We start from the raw sequence: 16,754 nt of genomic DNA on the forward strand, positions 1-16,754 counted from the left end.
GTCTAAAGAGACTCACCGCCCTAGTCAAGACAAAGCCCCGCTAGCGAACTAGCGGGGCTTTGTACTTAATTACTGCTGGAGTTCAGCGCTTCGGTCAGTGCAGCTTCCACTTCACTGGCGCTAACACGTACCGGCTGGGCCGCTTCACGCTTGCGTTTGCGCTCGCTGTGATAAGCCAGACCGGTACCGGCTGGGATCAGACGACCCACAACCACGTTTTCTTTCAGGCCACGCAGGTAGTCGCGCTTGCCAGTAACGGCGGCTTCGGTAAGAACGCGGGTGGTTTCCTGGAAGGAGGCCGCCGAGATAAACGACTCGGTGGACAGCGACGCCTTGGTGATACCCAGCAACACGCGGGTGTACTTGGCAACGAACTTGTCTTCTGCAGCCAGACGCTCGTTTTCGCCCAGTACCGCGGTCAACTCCATCTGGTCGCCCTTGATGAAGGTGGAATCGCCCGACTCAGCCACTTCAACCTTGCGCAGCATCTGGCGCAGGATGGTTTCGATGTGCTTGTCGTTGATCTTCACGCCCTGCAGGCGGTACACGTCCTGGATCTCGTTGACGATGTACTTGGCCAGCGCGCTGACACCCAGCAGACGCAGGATATCGTGCGGGTCGCTCGGACCGTCGGAGATAACTTCACCCTTGTTGACCTGCTCACCTTCGAACACGTTCAGGTGACGCCACTTCGGAATCAGCTCTTCGTACGGATCGCTACCGTCGTTCGGGGTAATGACCAGACGGCGCTTGCCTTTGGTCTCTTTACCGAACGCGATGGTGCCGCTGATTTCAGCCAGAATCGAGGCTTCTTTCGGACGACGCGCTTCGAACAAGTCGGCAACGCGCGGCAGACCACCGGTGATGTCGCGGGTCTTCGAAGTTTCTTGCGGGATACGAGCGATAACATCACCGATCGCGATCTTCGCACCGTTCGCCACACCCACCAGGGCGTTTGCCGGCAGGAAGTACTGAGCCAGTACGTCGGTACCTGGCAGCAGCAGATCCTTACCATCTTCGCCAACCATCTTCACCGCAGGACGGATGTCCTTGCCGGCAGCCGGACGATCTTTCGGATCGAGGACTTCGATGTTGGTCAAACCGGTCAATTCGTCCGTCTGACGCTTGATGGTGATGCCTTCTTCCATGCCCACGTAGGTCACGGTACCTTTCATTTCGGTAACGATCGGGTGGGTGTGCGGGTCCCACTTGGCGACGATGGCGCCAGCGTCGACCTTGTCGCCTTCCTTCACGGAAATCACAGCACCGTACGGCAGCTTGTAGCGCTCGCGCTCACGACCGAACTCATCGGCAATCGCCAGCTCGCCGGAACGGGAAACCGCTACCAGGTTGCCGTCGATACGCTCAACGTGCTTCAGGTTGTGCAGACGAACCGCACCGCCGTTCTTCACTTGTACGCTGTCAGCAGCCGAGGTCCGGCTCGCCGCACCACCGATGTGGAACGTACGCATGGTCAGCTGGGTACCCGGCTCACCGATCGACTGAGCAGCGATAACGCCGACTGCTTCACCGATGTTGATCTGGTGACCACGAGCCAGGTCGCGACCGTAGCACTTGGCGCAGATGCCGTAGCGGGTTTCACAGCTGATCGGCGAACGCACGATCACTTCGTCGATGCTGTTCAGCTCGATGAATTCAACCCACTGCTCGTCCACCAGAGTACCGGCTGGAACGATGACTTCTTCGGTGCCTGGCTTGAACACGTCACGGGCAATCACTCGACCCAGTACGCGCTCACCCAGCGGCTCAACTACGTCACCGCCTTCAATGTGCGGTGTCATCAGCAGGCCGTGCTCGGTGCCGCAATCGATTGCGGTAACGACCAGATCCTGCGCCACGTCTACCAGACGACGAGTCAGGTAACCGGAGTTGGCAGTTTTCAACGCGGTATCCGCAAGACCCTTACGAGCACCGTGCGTCGAGATGAAGTACTGCAGAACCGACAGACCTTCGCGGAAGTTCGCGGTGATCGGCGTTTCGATGATCGAGCCGTCTGGCTTGGCCATCAGACCACGCATACCAGCGAGCTGACGGATCTGAGCGGCGCTACCACGAGCACCGGAGTCAGCCATCATGTACATCGAGTTGAACGACTCCTGCTCGACGGTCTTGCCATCACGATCGACGACAGATTCCTTCGACAGGTTGGCCATCATCGCCTTCGACACTTCGTCGTTGGCCTTGGACCAGAGGTCGATCACCTTGTTGTACTTCTCGCCCTGAGTTACCAGGCCGGAGGCGTACTGCGATTCGATCTCTTTAACTTCCTCGGTAGCGGCGTCAATGATGCGCGCCTTCTCATCCGGGATAACGAAGTCGTTCACACCGATCGACACACCGGAGATGGTCGAATAAGCGAAACCGGTGTACATCAGCTGGTCAGCGAAGATCACGGTGTCTTTCAAGCCAACAGTGCGGTAGCACTGGTTGATCAGCTTGGAGATCGCCTTCTTCTTCATCGACTGGTTGACCACGTCATACGACAGGCCATCCGGCACGATCTGGAACAGCAGCGCACGGCCGACAGTGGTGTCGACGATACGGGTGTTCTTGGTGATGGTGCCGTCGCGGTCTTTGATCACTTCGTTGATGCGCACTTTTACGCGAGCATGCAGCGAGGCTTCGCCACCACGGAAAACCCGGTCAACTTCCTGCAGGTCAGCGAATACCCGCCCTTCGCCCTTGGCGTTGATCGCTTCGCGGGTCATGTAATACAGACCCAGTACCACGTCCTGCGAAGGAACGATGATTGGCTCACCGTTGGCAGGCGACAGGATATTGTTGGTCGACATCATCAGTGCGCGCGCTTCCAGCTGGGCTTCCAGCGTCAGCGGCACGTGCACAGCCATCTGGTCACCGTCGAAGTCGGCGTTGTACGCGGCGCAGACCAGCGGGTGCAGCTGAATCGCTTTACCTTCGATCAGAACCGGTTCAAACGCCTGGATGCCCAGACGGTGAAGGGTTGGTGCACGGTTGAGCAGCACTGGGTGTTCGCGAATCACTTCGGCGAGAACGTCCCAAACCTCTGGCAGCTCGCGCTCGACCATCTTCTTCGCGGCCTTGATGGTAGTCGCGAGACCACGCATTTCTAGCTTGCCGAAGATGAACGGCTTGAACAGCTCGAGAGCCATCTTCTTCGGCAGACCGCACTGGTGCAGACGCAGAGTCGGGCCCACGGTAATTACGGAACGACCGGAGTAGTCCACGCGCTTACCGAGCAAGTTCTGACGGAAACGACCTTGCTTACCCTTGATCATGTCAGCCAAGGATTTCAGCGGACGCTTGTTCGAGCCAGTGATGGCGCGACCGCGACGGCCGTTGTCGAGCAGGGCGTCGACCGCTTCCTGCAGCATGCGCTTTTCGTTGCGCACGATGATGTCCGGTGCGGACAGATCGAGCAGGCGCTTGAGGCGGTTGTTACGGTTGATCACGCGGCGATACAGATCGTTGAGATCCGAAGTCGCGAAGCGGCCACCGTCGAGCGGAACCAGCGGACGCAGATCTGGCGGCAGAACCGGCAGAACGGTCAACACCATCCACTCAGGCAGGTTGCCCGAGCCGAGGAAAGCTTCCATCAGCTTCAGACGCTTGGACAGCTTCTTGATCTTGGTTTCCGAGTTGGTTTGCGGAATTTCTTCGCGCAGACGGCCAATCTCGTGCTCCAGGTCGATCGCGTGCAGCAGTTCGCGAACGGCTTCAGCACCCATACGGGCGTCGAAGTCATCACCGAACTCTTCGAGGGCTTCGAAGTACTGCTCGTCGTTCAGCAGCTGGCCTTTTTCAAGGGTGGTCATGCCTGGGTCGATAACGACATAGCTCTCGAAGTAGAGAACGCGTTCGATATCACGCAGGGTCATGTCCATCAGCAAACCGATACGGCTCGGCAGCGACTTGAGGAACCAGATGTGGGCAACCGGCGAAGCCAGCTCGATGTGCGCCATGCGCTCACGACGAACCTTGGCCAGCGCAACTTCAACGCCGCACTTCTCGCAGATCACGCCGCGATGCTTCAAGCGCTTGTACTTACCGCACAGGCACTCGTAATCCTTTACCGGGCCAAAGATCTTGGCGCAGAACAGGCCGTCACGCTCAGGCTTGAACGTACGGTAGTTGATGGTTTCCGGCTTTTTAACTTCACCGAACGACCACGAACGGATCATCTCAGGCGAAGCAAGGCCGATGCGAATAGCATCGAACTCTTCGACTTGACCCTGGTTTTTCAGCAAATTCAGTAGGTCTTTCAAGGCCTTTCCTCCTGGCGGAGCAGAGAGCGGACTAGGTAGCCCCGCTCTCGATTCGCGTCACGTGTTATTCGGTTTCCAGATCGATGTCGATACCCAGCGAACGGATCTCTTTGATCAGTACGTTGAAGGACTCGGGCATGCCCGGCTCCATACGGTGATCACCGTCCACGATGTTTTTGTACATCTTGGTACGGCCGTTCACGTCGTCCGACTTCACGGTCAGCATTTCCTGCAGGGTGTAGGCGGCGCCGTAAGCTTCCAGTGCCCAGACCTCCATCTCACCGAAGCGCTGACCACCGAACTGCGCCTTACCACCCAGCGGCTGCTGAGTAACCAGGCTGTAGGAACCCGTGGAACGCGCGTGCATCTTGTCGTCCACCAGGTGGTTCAGTTTCAGCATGTACATGTAGCCAACGGTGGTCGGACGCTCGAACTGGTTACCAGTACGGCCGTCGATCAGGCGCATCTGGCCGCTTTCTGGCAGGTCTGCCAGTTTCAGCATGGCCTTGATTTCGCTTTCCTTGGCACCGTCGAACACCGGGGTGGCCATTGGCACACCACCTTTGAGGTTGTGCGCCAGCTTCATGATCTCCTGATCGCTCAGCTCATCCAGGTTTTCCTGACGGCCGCCGATCTCGTTGTAGATCTGCTGCATGAACTTGCGCAGTTCGGCGACTTTGCGTTGCTCTTCGAGCATGCGGTTGATCTTCTCGCCCAGACCTTTGGCCGCGAGGCCCAGGTGGGTTTCAAGGATCTGACCGACGTTCATACGCGACGGTACGCCCAGCGGGTTCAGTACGATGTCCACCGGAGTACCGTGGATGTCGTGCGGCATGTCTTCAACCGGCATGATCACCGAGACCACACCCTTGTTACCGTGACGACCGGCCATCTTGTCGCCCGGCTGGATGCGGCGGCGGATTGCCAGGTAAACCTTGACGATCTTCAGCACGCCTGGAGCCAGGTCATCGCCCTGCTGAAGCTTGCGCTTCTTGTCTTCGAACTTGTCGTCGAGCAGCTGACGGCGGTCGGAGATGTAGGCTTGGGCCTTTTCCAACTGCTCGTTCAGGGCATCGTCAGCCATGCGCAGCTTGAACCACTGGCCGCGCTCGAGGCCGTCGAGGAACTCGTCGGTAACTTCTGCGCCTTTCTTCAGGCCAGCGCCGCCTTCGGCTTTCTTGCCAACCAGAGCGGAACGCAGACGCTCGAAGGTTGCGCCTTCAACGATGCGGAACTCTTCGTTGAGGTCCTTACGGATCTCGTCGAGCTGGCTCTTCTCGATCGACAAAGCACGAGCATCACGCTCAACGCCGTCGCGGGTGAAGACCTGCACGTCGATAACGGTACCTTTGGTGCCAGTCGGCACACGCAGGGAGGTGTCTTTAACGTCAGACGCCTTCTCACCGAAGATCGCACGCAGCAGCTTCTCCTCTGGAGTCAGCTGGGTTTCGCCTTTTGGCGTGACCTTACCGACCAGAATGTCACCTGGACCCACTTCAGCGCCGACATACACGATGCCTGCTTCGTCCAGCTTGTTCAGCGCAGATTCACCGACGTTCGGGATGTCGGAAGTGATTTCTTCCGAGCCGAGCTTGGTGTCACGCGCCACACAGGTCAGTTCCTGAATGTGGATGGTGGTGAAACGATCTTCTTGCACCACGCGCTCGGAGAGGCAGATGGAGTCTTCGAAGTTGTAACCGTTCCACGGCATGAACGCGACGCGCATGTTCTGACCCAGAGCCAGCTCACCCATATCGGTGGACGGGCCGTCGGCCAGGATGTCGCTGCGCTCAACCTTGTCACCTTTGCTCACCAGCGGACGCTGGTTGATGCAGGTGTTCTGGTTGGAGCGGGTGTATTTGGTCAGGTTGTAGATGTCGACACCGGCTTCGCCAGTTTCAACTTCGTCGTCATTGACCCGAACTACAACACGGCTGGCATCGACGGAATCGATCACACCGCCACGGCGAGCCACGACGCAAACGCCGGAGTCACGCGCTACGTTGCGCTCCATGCCGGTACCTACCAGCGGCTTGTCAGCGCGCAGGGTTGGTACAGCCTGACGCTGCATGTTCGAACCCATCAACGCACGGTTGGCGTCGTCGTGCTCGAGGAACGGGATCAACGAAGCGGCAACCGAAACTACCTGCTTAGGCGATACGTCCATCAGGGTGACGTCTTCAGGCGCTTTAACGGTGAATTCGTTGAGGTGACGTACAGCCACCAACTCATCAACCAGCTGACCTTTGTTGTTCATGGTCGCCGACGCCTGGGCGATCACGTGATCGGCCTCTTCGATGGCGGACAGGAACACGATTTCGTCGGTAACCAGGGTGTCTTTCACCACACGGTACGGGCTCTCGAGGAAACCGTACTGGTTGGTGCGAGCATAGGCTGCCAGGGAGTTGATCAGACCGATGTTCGGACCTTCAGGGGTCTCGATCGGGCACACACGGCCGTAGTGGGTCGGGTGTACGTCACGGACTTCGAAGCCGGCACGCTCACGGGTCAGGCCGCCCGGGCCAAGAGCCGAAACACGGCGCTTGTGGGTGATCTCGGAGAGCGGGTTGTTCTGGTCCATAAACTGCGAGAGCTGGCTGGAACCGAAGAACTCTTTCACCGCCGCCGCAACCGGCTTGGCGTTGATCAGGTCCTGCGGCATCAAGCCTTCGCTTTCGGCCATCGACAGACGCTCTTTGACCGCACGCTCAACACGTACCAGGCCAACGCGGAACTGGTTCTCGGCCATTTCGCCTACGCAGCGAACACGACGGTTACCCAGGTGGTCGATGTCGTCGACGATGCCTTTGCCGTTACGGATATCGACCAGAGTCTTGAGGACCGCAACGATATCTTCCTTGCTCAGCACGCCCGAACCTTCGATCTCGGTGCGACCGATACGACGGTTGAACTTCATCCGGCCTACGGCCGACAGGTCGTAACGCTCGGCGCTGAAGAACAGGTTGTTGAACAGGGTCTCGGCAGCATCCTTGGTTGGCGGCTCGCCAGGACGCATCATGCGGTAGATCTCGACCAGCGCTTCCAACTGATTGGTGGTGCTGTCGATCTTCAGGGTATCGGAGATGAACGGACCGCAATCGATGTCGTTGGTGTACAGCGTCTCGATGCGTACGACCTGAGCCTTGACCACTTTGGCCAGGATCTCGGTGTTCAGCTCGGTGTTGCACTCAGCGATGATTTCGCCGGTAGCCGGGTGCACGATGGCCTTGGCCGAGGTGCGACCGATCAGGTAATCGATCGGCACTTCCAGCTCTTTGATACCGGCCTTGTCCAGCTGGTTGATATGGCGCGCGGTAATACGGCGGCCTTGCTCAACAATGACCTTGCCCTTGTCGTCCTTGATGTCGAGGACGGCAATTTCACCACGCAGACGCTGCGGAACCAGTTCCAGGTTGAGGGATTCGCCCTTAACGTGGAAAACGTTGGTCGCATAGAACGCGTCCAGCACTTCTTCAGTGCTGTAACCCAGCGCGCGCAGCAGCACGGAAGCCGGCAGCTTGCGACGACGGTCGATACGCACGAACACGGCGTCCTTCGGGTCGAACTCGAAGTCCAGCCAGGAGCCGCGGTAAGGAATGATCCGCGCCGAGTACAGCAGCTTGCCCGAGCTGTGAGTCTTGCCACGGTCGTGGTCGAAGAACACACCTGGGGAACGGTGCAACTGGGAGACGATAACGCGCTCGGTACCGTTGATAACGAAGGTACCGTTCTCGGTCATGAGCGGAATTTCGCCCATGTACACTTCTTGCTCTTTGATGTCCTTGATCGCTTTGTTCGACGATTCTTTGTCGAAAATGATCAGACGGACTTTTACCCGCAACGGCACGGCATAGGTCACGCCACGCAGCGTACATTCCTTGACATCAAAAGCCGGCTCGCCCAAGCGATAACCGACATACTCCAGAGCAGCATTGCCGGAGTAGCTGATAATCGGGAAAACAGACTTGAAGGCCGCATGCAGGCCAATGTCGCGGAACTGGTCCTTGGTCGCTCCTGCCTGCAGGAATTCGCGATACGAATCCAGCTGGATGGCCAGGAGATAAGGCACATCCATGACATCCGGCAACTTGCTAAAGTCCTTGCGGATACGTTTTTTCTCAGTATATGAGTAAGCCATCAGCGTTCCCCAGCTTGGTCACCTGCTTATTTGGCCCCTCCGACGGGAGTTGCCAGAAACTCTTGCAAACCCTAGGTTTGCGCCGCCACATCGGGCGGGTATTTCGCGCCCCAGGCCAGCCAATGATTAGCCGACCTAGAACGGAAAAAGGCCGGTGGCAAAAGCCACCAGCCATCAGCCTTTCGCTTAACGCTTGGGCTGTAGACGCAAGGTCGTCGCTTACTTGAGCTCGACTTTGGCGCCAGCTTCTTCCAAAGCAGCTTTGGCTTTGTCAGCTGCGTCTTTCGCAACAGCTTCCAGAACCATGGCAGGAGCGCCGTCAACTACAGCCTTGGCTTCTTTCAGGCCCAGACCGGTCAGTTCACGAACTGCCTTGATCACGTTTACTTTCTTCTCGCCGGCTTCAAGCAACATCACGTTGAATTCGGTTTGCTCTTCAACAACAGCGGCAGCAGCAGCTGGGCCAGCAGCGGCAACAGCAGCGGTAACGCCGAAGGTTTCTTCCATTGCTTTGATCAGTTCAACAACTTCCAGAACGGTTTTCTGGCCGATTGCTTCGATGATTTGTTCGTTAGTCAGAGACATGACTTTAAATCCTGTATTGGGGTGACAGCCTACGCAGCCATCAAATTAAACATATGATTTTGAAAGAGTTTGCGATGCCTTAAGCAGCGGTAGCTTCTTTCTGGTCGCGAATGGCCGCCAGAGTACGAGCCAGCTTGCTGGTAGCGCCTTGGATCACGCTCATCAGCTTCGCAATAGCTTCGTCGCGAGTTGGCAGCGAAGCCAACACGTCGATCTCGTTTGCTGCGAGGAACTTGCCCTCAAACGCAGCTGCCTTGATCTCGAACTTGTCCTGACCCTTGGCGAACTCTTTGAAAATACGAGCAGCAGCGCCCGGATGTTCCTTGGAGAATGCAATCAGGGTCGGGCCTTTGAACACGTCGTTGAGAACCGAATACTCGGTGCCTTCAACGGCGCGCTTGAGCAGGGTGTTACGTACAACACGTACGTACACGCCAGCTTCGCGGGCCTCTTTACGGAGTCCGGTCATAGCGCCTACAGTCACACCACGGGCATCAGCCACGACAGCGGACAGGGCACCTTTGGCAGCCTCGTTGACTTCAGCGACGATGGCCTTCTTGTCTTCGAGTTTAATTGCCACGGGTAAAACTCCTGCTTGTTACCGTTTCATCTGGCCGAAGCCGGATGTCGTTTTGGTGTCTGATTCGGTAAGAATCGGGAGCACCATCTGCGTAGGCGGCCTAAGATTTCTCCTAGGGTTTAAGGCTTGCGCCACCTACGGTCTTGGATAGCCCCCGCAAAGCAGGGACCCCAAAGTTTCGAAGCAGCGCAATCGCTTGCGCTGCTTCTATGTATTACGCGTCGAGCGAGCCTTGATCGATGATCAGACCTGGGCCCATGGTGGTGCTCAGGGTTACGCGCTTGACGTAGATGCCTTTCGAAGTCGATGGCTTCAGACGCTTGAGGTCGGAAATCAGCGCTTCAACGTTCTGCTTCAGCTTCTCGGCGTCAAAACCAACTTTGCCGACGGAACCGTGGATGATGCCGTTCTTGTCAGTACGGAAACGTACTTGACCAGCTTTAGCATTCTTCACAGCTGTAGCAACGTCAGGGGTAACGGTACCGACTTTAGGGTTAGGCATCAGACCGCGCGGGCCGAGCACTTGACCCAACTGACCAACAACGCGCATTGCATCCGGGGAGGCAATTACTACGTCATAGTTCAGGTCGCCGCCTTTCATTTCAGCAGCCAGATCGTCCATACCTACGCGATCAGCGCCGGCAGCCAGAGCAGCTTCAGCAGCTGGGCCCTGGGTGAACACGGCAACGCGAACGCTTTTGCCCGAGCCGTTCGGCAGAACGGTGGCGCCACGTACAACCTGATCGGATTTACGCGGATCAACACCGAGGTTGACGGCGATATCTACCGACTCAGAGAACTTAACTGCAGACAGTTCAGCCAGCAGAGCGGCCGCTTCAACAAAGTTGTAAGCCTTACCAGCTTCAACTTTCTCAGCGATTGCCTTTTGACGCTTGGTCAACTTAGCCATTACACACCCTCCACGTTGAGGCCCATGCTACGAGCGGAGCCGGCGATAGTACGCACAGCTGCATCCATATCAGCGGCAGTCAGATCAGCCTGTTTGGTTTTGGCGATCTCTTCCAGCTGAGCACGAGTCACGGTGCCAACCTTAACGGTGTTCGGACGAGCCGAACCGCTGGTCAGGCCAGCAGCCTTCTTCAGCAGAACCGAAGCAGGGGTGCTTTTGGTTTCAAAGGTGAAGCTACGGTCGCTATAAACAGTGATGATCACTGGAGTCGGCAGACCAGGTTCCATGCCCTGGGTACGGGCGTTGAACGCCTTGCAGAATTCCATGATGTTCACGCCGTGCTGACCCAGAGCTGGGCCGACAGGTGGCGACGGGTTGGCTTGTGCAGCCTTTACTTGCAGCTTGATATAAGCCGTAATTTTCTTAGCCATGAGCTACTCCAGTTTTGGGTTCTAGCGCCTTTCGGCTCCCCAGTTATTGCCTATTTATCCCAGTGACGACAAAACCCCGCAGCCTATGGCTGCGGGGTAAGGGATGCTTATGTCAGTTATGCCTTTTCGACCTGACTGAACTCCAGCTCGACCGGCGTAGAGCGACCAAAAATAGTCACTGCCACCTGGATGCGGCTCTTCTCGTAATTAACTTCTTCAACAACACCGCTGAAATCGGCAAACGGACCATCGGTCACGCGCACCATCTCACCCGGCTCGAACAATGTTTTCGGCTTCGGCTTGTCGCCACTATCGGCAACACGACGCAGAATGGCATCAGCTTCTTTTTCAGTGATCGGCGCAGGCTTATCTGCAGTACCACCGATGAAGCCCATGACGCGCGGCGTGTTCTTGATCAAATGCCAAGTCGCCTCGCTCATTTCCATCTGCACCAAGACATAACCTGGGAAGAACTTACGCTCACTCTTGCGCTTCTGACCGTTCCGCATCTCCACTACTTCTTCAGTGGGGACCAGAATCTCGCCAAAAACGTCTTCCATACCAGCGAGCTTCACACGCTCGACTAACGAGCGCATAACATGCTTCTCGTAACCCGAGTAAGCATGCACAACGTACCAACGCTTAGCCACGGGACACCCTTAGCCGACAATCAACGAAACAAGCCAACCAAGCAGGGAATCTAAACCCCACAACAACAGCGCCATAACCAAAACAACAGCCACAACGATCAAAGTTGTCTGCGTGGTTTCCTGGCGAGTTGGCCAAACGACCTTGCGAATTTCAACGCGAGCTTCTTTTGCCAACACCCAAAAGGCCTGACCTTTTGATGTTTGCAGGGCAATCACACCAGCCAATGCGGCAATAACCAGCAAGGCCAGAACGCGATACAGAATAGGCTCAGCAGAGAAATACTGATTACCGACCACGCCTGCGATTACCAGAGCAGCAACTACGAGCCACTTAAGCAGATCGAAGCGTGAGTCTTTGGCTTCAGCCTTAACATTCATCTACTAATATCCTGTAAAAAGACGCGCCAAATTCTAGGGAAAATGGCAGGTCAGGAGGGAATCGAACCCCCAACCTACGGTTTTGGAGACCGTCGCTCTGCCAATTGAGCTACTGACCTAAAAACTGAATCAGGCCGACCATTATGCCGGCCCGATCAAAACAGATCAATCGATTACGCGATGATCTTGGCTACGACGCCGGCGCCGACGGTACGACCGCCTTCACGAATGGCGAAACGCAGACCTTCTTCCATTGCGATGGTCTTGATCAGAGTGACAGTCATCTGGATGTTGTCACCTGGCATTACCATTTCAACGCCTTCCGGCAGTTCGCAGTTACCAGTTACGTCAGTAGTACGGAAGTAGAACTGAGGACGGTAGCCTTTGAAGAACGGAGTGTGACGACCGCCTTCTTCTTTGCTCAACACATACACTTCTGCAGTGAAGGTGGTGTGCGGCTTAACCGAACCTGGCTTGACCAGAACCTGGCCACGCTCTACGTCGTCACGCTTGGTGCCGCGTAGCAGAACGCCGCAGTTCTCACCAGCACGACCTTCGTCGAGCAGCTTGCGGAACATTTCAACACCGGTACAGGTGGTCTTGGTGGTATCACGCAGACCAACGATCTCGATTTCTTCCTGGATCTTGACGATACCGCGCTCGATACGACCAGTTACCACGGTGCCACGACCGGAGATCGAGAATACGTCTTCGATTGGCATCAGGAACGGCTTGTCGATAGCACGAACCGGCTCAGGGATGTAGCTGTCCAGAGTCTCAACCAACTTCTTGACGGCAGTGGTGCCCATCTCGTTGTCGTCTTGACCGTTCAGAGCCATCAGAGCGGAACCGATGATGATCGGAGTGTCGTCGCCCGGAAAATCGTAAGTGCTGAGCAGGTCACGCACTTCCATTTCCACCAGCTCCAGCAGCTCGGCGTCGTCAACCATGTCAGCCTTGTTCAGGAAGACCACGATGTACGGAACACCTACCTGACGGGACAGCAGGATGTGCTCGCGAGTTTGCGGCATCGGGCCGTCAGCAGCGGAGCAAACCAGGATAGCGCCGTCCATCTGCGCAGCACCGGTGATCATGTTTTTTACGTAGTCGGCGTGACCTGGGCAGTCAACGTGTGCGTAGTGACGCACGGCCGAATCGTATTCAACGTGAGCGGTGTTGATGGTGATACCGCGAGCTTTTTCTTCTGGGGCGCTGTCGATCTTGTCGAAGTCAACCTTGGCCGAACCGAATACTTCGGAGCAGACACGGGTCAGAGCAGCGGTCAGAGTGGTTTTACCGTGGTCAACGTGACCGATAGTGCCAACGTTGACGTGCGGTTTGTTACGTTCAAATTTTTCTTTAGCCACGACAATTAACTCCTAGCTTAAAGGGGCTGAATCAGCCTTGTTTTTTGGTTACCGACTCGACGATGTGCGACGGAGCCGTATTATATTTTTTGAATTCCATGGAGTAGCTTGCGCGACCCTGAGACATGGAACGGACGTCGGTCGCATAACCGAACATCTCACCCAGCGGAACTTCAGCACGAATCACCTTGCCGGAGATCGTGTCTTCCATACCCAGGATCATGCCACGACGACGGTTAAGGTCGCCCATCACATCACCCATGTAGTCTTCTGGGGTAACAACCTCTACCGCCATGATCGGCTCGAGCAACTCACCACCGCCCTTCTGGGCCAGTTGCTTGGTCGCCATGGAAGCAGCCACCTTGAACGCCATCTCGTTGGAGTCGACGTCGTGGTAGGAACCATCGAACACGGTAGCCTTCAGGCCGATCAGCGGATAGCCGGCGACAACACCGTTCTTCATCTGCTCTTCGATACCCTTCTGGATAGCCGGGATGTATTCCTTCGGAATCACACCACCCACTACTTCGTTCACGAACTGCAGACCTTCCTGACCTTCGTCAGCAGGTGCAAAGCGAACCCAGCAGTGACCGAACTGACCACGACCACCGGACTGACGCACGAACTTGCCTTCGATTTCACAGCTCTTCGTGATGCGCTCACGATAGGAAACCTGAGGCTTACCGATGTTGGCTTCAACGTTGAACTCGCGGCGCATGCGGTCGACCAGGATGTCCAGGTGCAACTCACCCATACCGGAGATGATCGTCTGACCAGTCTCTTCATCAGTTTTGACGCGGAAAGATGGATCTTCCTGAGCAAGCTTGCCCAGAGCGATACCCATTTTTTCCTGGTCGTCCTTGGTCTTAGGCTCTACGGCAACCGAAATAACCGGCTCCGGGAAGTCCATGCGAACCAGGATAATTGGCTTGTCAGCGTTGCACAGAGTCTCACCGGTGGTGACGTCCTTCATGCCGATCAAGGCCGCGATGTCGCCAGCGCGTACTTCCTTGATCTCTTCGCGGGCGTTTGCGTGCATTTGCACCATACGACCCACGCGCTCTTTTTTGCCTTTAACCGAGTTGATCACGCCGTCGCCGGATGCCAACACGCCCGAGTAAACGCGGACGAAGGTCAAGGTACCCACGAATGGGTCGGTAGCGATCTTGAACGCCAAAGCCGAGAACGGCTCGTCGTCGGTAGCATGACGCTCCAGCTGAATTTCCTCGTCATCCGGGTCGGTACCCTTGATAGCAGGAATGTCAGTTGGCGCAGGCAGGAAGTCGATAACGGCGTCGAGAACCAGGGGAACACCCTTGTTCTTGAAGGAAGAACCGCAAACAGCCAGAACGATTTCACCAGCGATAGTACGCTGACGCAGAGCGCCCTTGATTTCCTCGATGGTGAGTTCTTCACCTTCAAGGTACTTGTTCATCAGCTCTTCGTTGGCTTCGGCCGCAGCCTCAACCATGTTGCCGCGCCACTTCTCGGCCTCTTCCAGCAATTCAGCTGGAATGTCCTTGCGAACAGGGACCATGCCTTTGTCGGCATCGTTCCAGTAGACAGCTTGCATGTTGATCAGATCGATCTGACCCTGGAAGTTGTCTTCTGCACCGATGGCCAGCTGGATCGGCACCGGAGTGTGACCCAGACGCTGCTTGATCTGACCAATCACGCGCAGGAAGTCAGCACCGGCACGGTCCATCTTGTTTACGTAAACAAGACGCGGAACGCCGTACTTGTTGGCCTGACGCCATACGGTTTCCGACTGAGGCTCAACGCCCGAGGTACCGCAGAACACAACGACCGCGCCGTCGAGTACACGCAGCGAACGCTCAACTTCAATGGTGAAGTCAACGTGGCCGGGGGTATCGATTACGTTGAAGCGGTGCTCATCTTTGTACTGCTTCTCGGAACCTTTCCAGAAGGCGGTAATAGCAGCAGAAGTAATGGTGATACCACGCTCCTGCTCCTGCACCATCCAGTCGGTGGTCGCGGCGCCATCATGCACCTCGCCCATCTTGTGGCTTTTGCCAGTGTAGAAAAGCACACGCTCAGTGGTCGTGGTTTTACCCGCGTCCACGTGAGCCACGATACCGATGTTACGGTACCGGTTAATCGGTGTAGTACGAGCCATAAAGCCCTCGCAAATTTAGAAGCGCGATAATTAGAAGCGGTAGTGCGAGAAAGCCTTGTTGGCTTCAGCCATACGGTGCACGTCTTCACGCTTCTTAACTGCAGCACCTTTGCCTTCAGCGGCATCCAGCAACTCACCAGCCAGACGCAGAGCCATAGACTTCTCGCCACGCTTACGGGCGAAATCTACCAGCCAGCGCATGGCAAGAGCGTTACGGCGGGACGGACGAACTTCGACCGGAACCTGATAAGTAGCACCGCCTACACGGCGCGACTTCACTTCGACCAGCGGAGCGATGGCGTCGAGAGCTTTCTCGAAGATTTCCAGGGGATCGCTGTTCTTACGCTCTTTAACCTTGTCCAGGGCGCCATAAACGATACGCTCGGCAACGGCTTTCTTGCCGCTTTCCATCACGTGGTTCATGAACTTGGCCAGGATTTGGCTTCCGTATTTTGGATCGTCAAGCACTTCGCGCTTGGCTGCTACACGACGTCTTGGCATTTGATAAGCCCTCAAACGGTCTTCAGGTTAGCCCGGGACTGCATCGTTAGATGGATGCCCGACCTTACTCTTATCGACTCAGATAAATAAAAAACTGCAATTCGGTGCAAGCACCGGGCACTTCAGGCGCCTATTACTTAGGACGCTTGGTACCGTACTTCGAACGACCCTGCTTACGGTCTTTAACGCCGGAGGTATCCAGCGAACCGCGCACGGTGTGATAACGCACACCTGGCAAGTCTTTTACACGGCCGCCGCGAATCAGTACGACGCTGTGCTCTTGCAGGTTGTGGCCTTCACCGCCGATGTACGAGGAAACCTCGAAACCGTTGGTCAGGCGCACGCGGCATACTTTACGCAGTGCCGAGTTAGGTTTTTTCGGCGTAGTGGTATACACGCGAGTGCACACACCACGACGCTGCGGGCAGTTCTGCAGCGCAGGCACGTCGGATTTCTCGACGATGCGCTTACGCGGCTGACGTACCAGCTGGTTGATAGTTGCCATCTTAAGCTCCACTGTTGTCTTGCGACGCTATTGCCCTACAAACAAAATGGCAGAGCACGTGCCCTGCCAAATTTAGGGGTGCATGAGTCTAAAGAGACTCACCGCCCCAGTCAAGACAAAGCCCCGCTAGCGAACTAGCGGGGCTTTGTACTTAATTACTGCTGGAGTTCAGCGCTTCGGTCAGTGCAGCTTCCACTTCACTGGCGCTAACACGTACCGGCTGGGCCGCTTCACGCTTGCGTTTGCGCTCGCTGTGATAAGCCAGACCGGTACCGGCTGGGATCAGACGACCCACAACCACGTTTTC

Annotated in this window: 13 protein-coding genes and 1 tRNA gene; all 14 read right to left on the reverse strand. The window is 56.4% G+C overall.

Translation table 11 applies throughout. The features are described from left to right. Nucleotides 1–65: 65 nt before the first annotated feature. Nucleotides 66–4,265, reverse strand: a complete 4,200-nt coding sequence (gene rpoC, locus ACQ4LH_RS20940) for a DNA-directed RNA polymerase subunit beta' (protein ID WP_430698956.1) — start codon at nucleotides 4,263–4,265, stop codon at nucleotides 66–68. A 64-nt stretch (nucleotides 4,266–4,329) separates the two neighbouring features. Next, nucleotides 4,330–8,403: a DNA-directed RNA polymerase subunit beta gene (gene rpoB, locus ACQ4LH_RS20945; protein ID WP_430698957.1), complete on the reverse strand. Its 4,074-nt coding sequence runs from the start codon at nucleotides 8,401–8,403 to the stop codon at nucleotides 4,330–4,332. Nucleotides 8,404–8,622: 219 nt separating this feature from the next. Beyond that, nucleotides 8,623–8,988 carry a 50S ribosomal protein L7/L12 gene (gene rplL / locus ACQ4LH_RS20950; RefSeq protein ID WP_069522395.1) on the reverse strand — a complete coding sequence of 122 codons (366 nt, stop codon included), beginning with the start codon at nucleotides 8,986–8,988 and terminating at the stop codon, nucleotides 8,623–8,625. Between the two features lie 79 nt (nucleotides 8,989–9,067). Further along, on the reverse strand, nucleotides 9,068–9,568 hold the full coding sequence (gene rplJ, locus ACQ4LH_RS20955) for a 50S ribosomal protein L10 (protein ID WP_341438065.1): 501 nt from the start codon (nucleotides 9,566–9,568) through the stop codon (nucleotides 9,068–9,070). 214 nt (nucleotides 9,569–9,782) lie between these two features. Continuing rightward, the gene (rplA, locus tag ACQ4LH_RS20960; RefSeq protein WP_274087698.1) at nucleotides 9,783–10,478 is read right to left on the reverse strand and encodes a 50S ribosomal protein L1; all 696 of its coding nucleotides are present in this window, start codon (nucleotides 10,476–10,478) and stop codon (nucleotides 9,783–9,785) included. Beyond that, on the reverse strand, nucleotides 10,478–10,909 hold the full coding sequence (gene rplK, locus ACQ4LH_RS20965; protein WP_069522401.1) for a 50S ribosomal protein L11: 432 nt from the start codon (nucleotides 10,907–10,909) through the stop codon (nucleotides 10,478–10,480). Before rplK ends, rplA begins: the two co-directional genes overlap by 1 nt. Nucleotides 10,910–11,025: 116 nt before the next feature. Beyond that, nucleotides 11,026–11,559, reverse strand: coding sequence for a transcription termination/antitermination protein NusG (gene nusG / locus ACQ4LH_RS20970; protein WP_090256278.1), 534 nt, complete (start codon nucleotides 11,557–11,559; stop codon nucleotides 11,026–11,028). A gap of 9 nt (nucleotides 11,560–11,568) precedes the next feature. Continuing rightward, entirely contained in the window at nucleotides 11,569–11,937 is a 369-nt protein-coding gene (secE, locus tag ACQ4LH_RS20975; RefSeq protein WP_311090425.1) for a preprotein translocase subunit SecE, read from the reverse strand. Between the two features lie 43 nt (nucleotides 11,938–11,980). Further along, nucleotides 11,981–12,056 (reverse strand) — tRNA-Trp (locus ACQ4LH_RS20980). Between the two features lie 54 nt (nucleotides 12,057–12,110). Further along, nucleotides 12,111–13,304, reverse strand: a complete 1,194-nt coding sequence (tuf, locus tag ACQ4LH_RS20985; RefSeq protein WP_275963612.1) for an elongation factor Tu — start codon at nucleotides 13,302–13,304, stop codon at nucleotides 12,111–12,113. A 31-nt stretch (nucleotides 13,305–13,335) separates the two neighbouring features. Next, on the reverse strand, nucleotides 13,336–15,441 hold the full coding sequence (gene fusA, locus ACQ4LH_RS20990) for an elongation factor G (protein ID WP_430698958.1): 2,106 nt from the start codon (nucleotides 15,439–15,441) through the stop codon (nucleotides 13,336–13,338). A gap of 30 nt (nucleotides 15,442–15,471) precedes the next feature. Then, complete coding sequence (rpsG, locus tag ACQ4LH_RS20995; protein ID WP_010490886.1) at nucleotides 15,472–15,942, reverse strand: 30S ribosomal protein S7; 471 nt, start codon at nucleotides 15,940–15,942, stop codon at nucleotides 15,472–15,474. A 133-nt stretch (nucleotides 15,943–16,075) separates the two neighbouring features. Beyond that, nucleotides 16,076–16,447, reverse strand: coding sequence for a 30S ribosomal protein S12 (rpsL, locus tag ACQ4LH_RS21000; protein ID WP_003463319.1), 372 nt, complete (start codon nucleotides 16,445–16,447; stop codon nucleotides 16,076–16,078). Nucleotides 16,448–16,598: 151 nt separating this feature from the next. Next, a partial coding sequence (locus ACQ4LH_RS21005) for a hypothetical protein (protein WP_430698959.1) occupies nucleotides 16,599–16,754 on the reverse strand: 156 nt, incomplete at its 5' end.

Origin of the sequence: Pseudomonas peli, from assembly GCF_050563605.1 — a bacterium.
Taxonomy (GTDB): domain Bacteria; phylum Pseudomonadota; class Gammaproteobacteria; order Pseudomonadales; family Pseudomonadaceae; genus Aquipseudomonas; species Aquipseudomonas peli_A.

Bases quoted from the DNA above. Each gene is read 5' to 3' on its own strand.
- rplL (WP_069522395.1), bottom strand. From the start codon at position 8,988: ATGTCTCTGACTAACGAACAAATCATCGAAGCAATCGGCCAGAAAACC.
- fusA (WP_430698958.1), bottom strand. From the start codon at position 15,441: ATGGCTCGTACTACACCGATTAACCGGTACCGTAACATCGGTATCGTG.
- secE (WP_311090425.1), bottom strand. From the start codon at position 11,937: ATGAATGTTAAGGCTGAAGCCAAAGACTCACGCTTCGATCTGCTTAAG.
- rpsL (WP_003463319.1), bottom strand. From the start codon at position 16,447: ATGGCAACTATCAACCAGCTGGTACGTCAGCCGCGTAAGCGCATCGTC.
- rpoB (WP_430698957.1), bottom strand. From the start codon at position 8,403: ATGGCTTACTCATATACTGAGAAAAAACGTATCCGCAAGGACTTTAGC.
- rplK (WP_069522401.1), bottom strand. From the start codon at position 10,909: ATGGCTAAGAAAATTACGGCTTATATCAAGCTGCAAGTAAAGGCTGCA.
- rpsG (WP_010490886.1), bottom strand. From the start codon at position 15,942: ATGCCAAGACGTCGTGTAGCAGCCAAGCGCGAAGTGCTTGACGATCCA.
- rplA (WP_274087698.1), bottom strand. From the start codon at position 10,478: ATGGCTAAGTTGACCAAGCGTCAAAAGGCAATCGCTGAGAAAGTTGAA.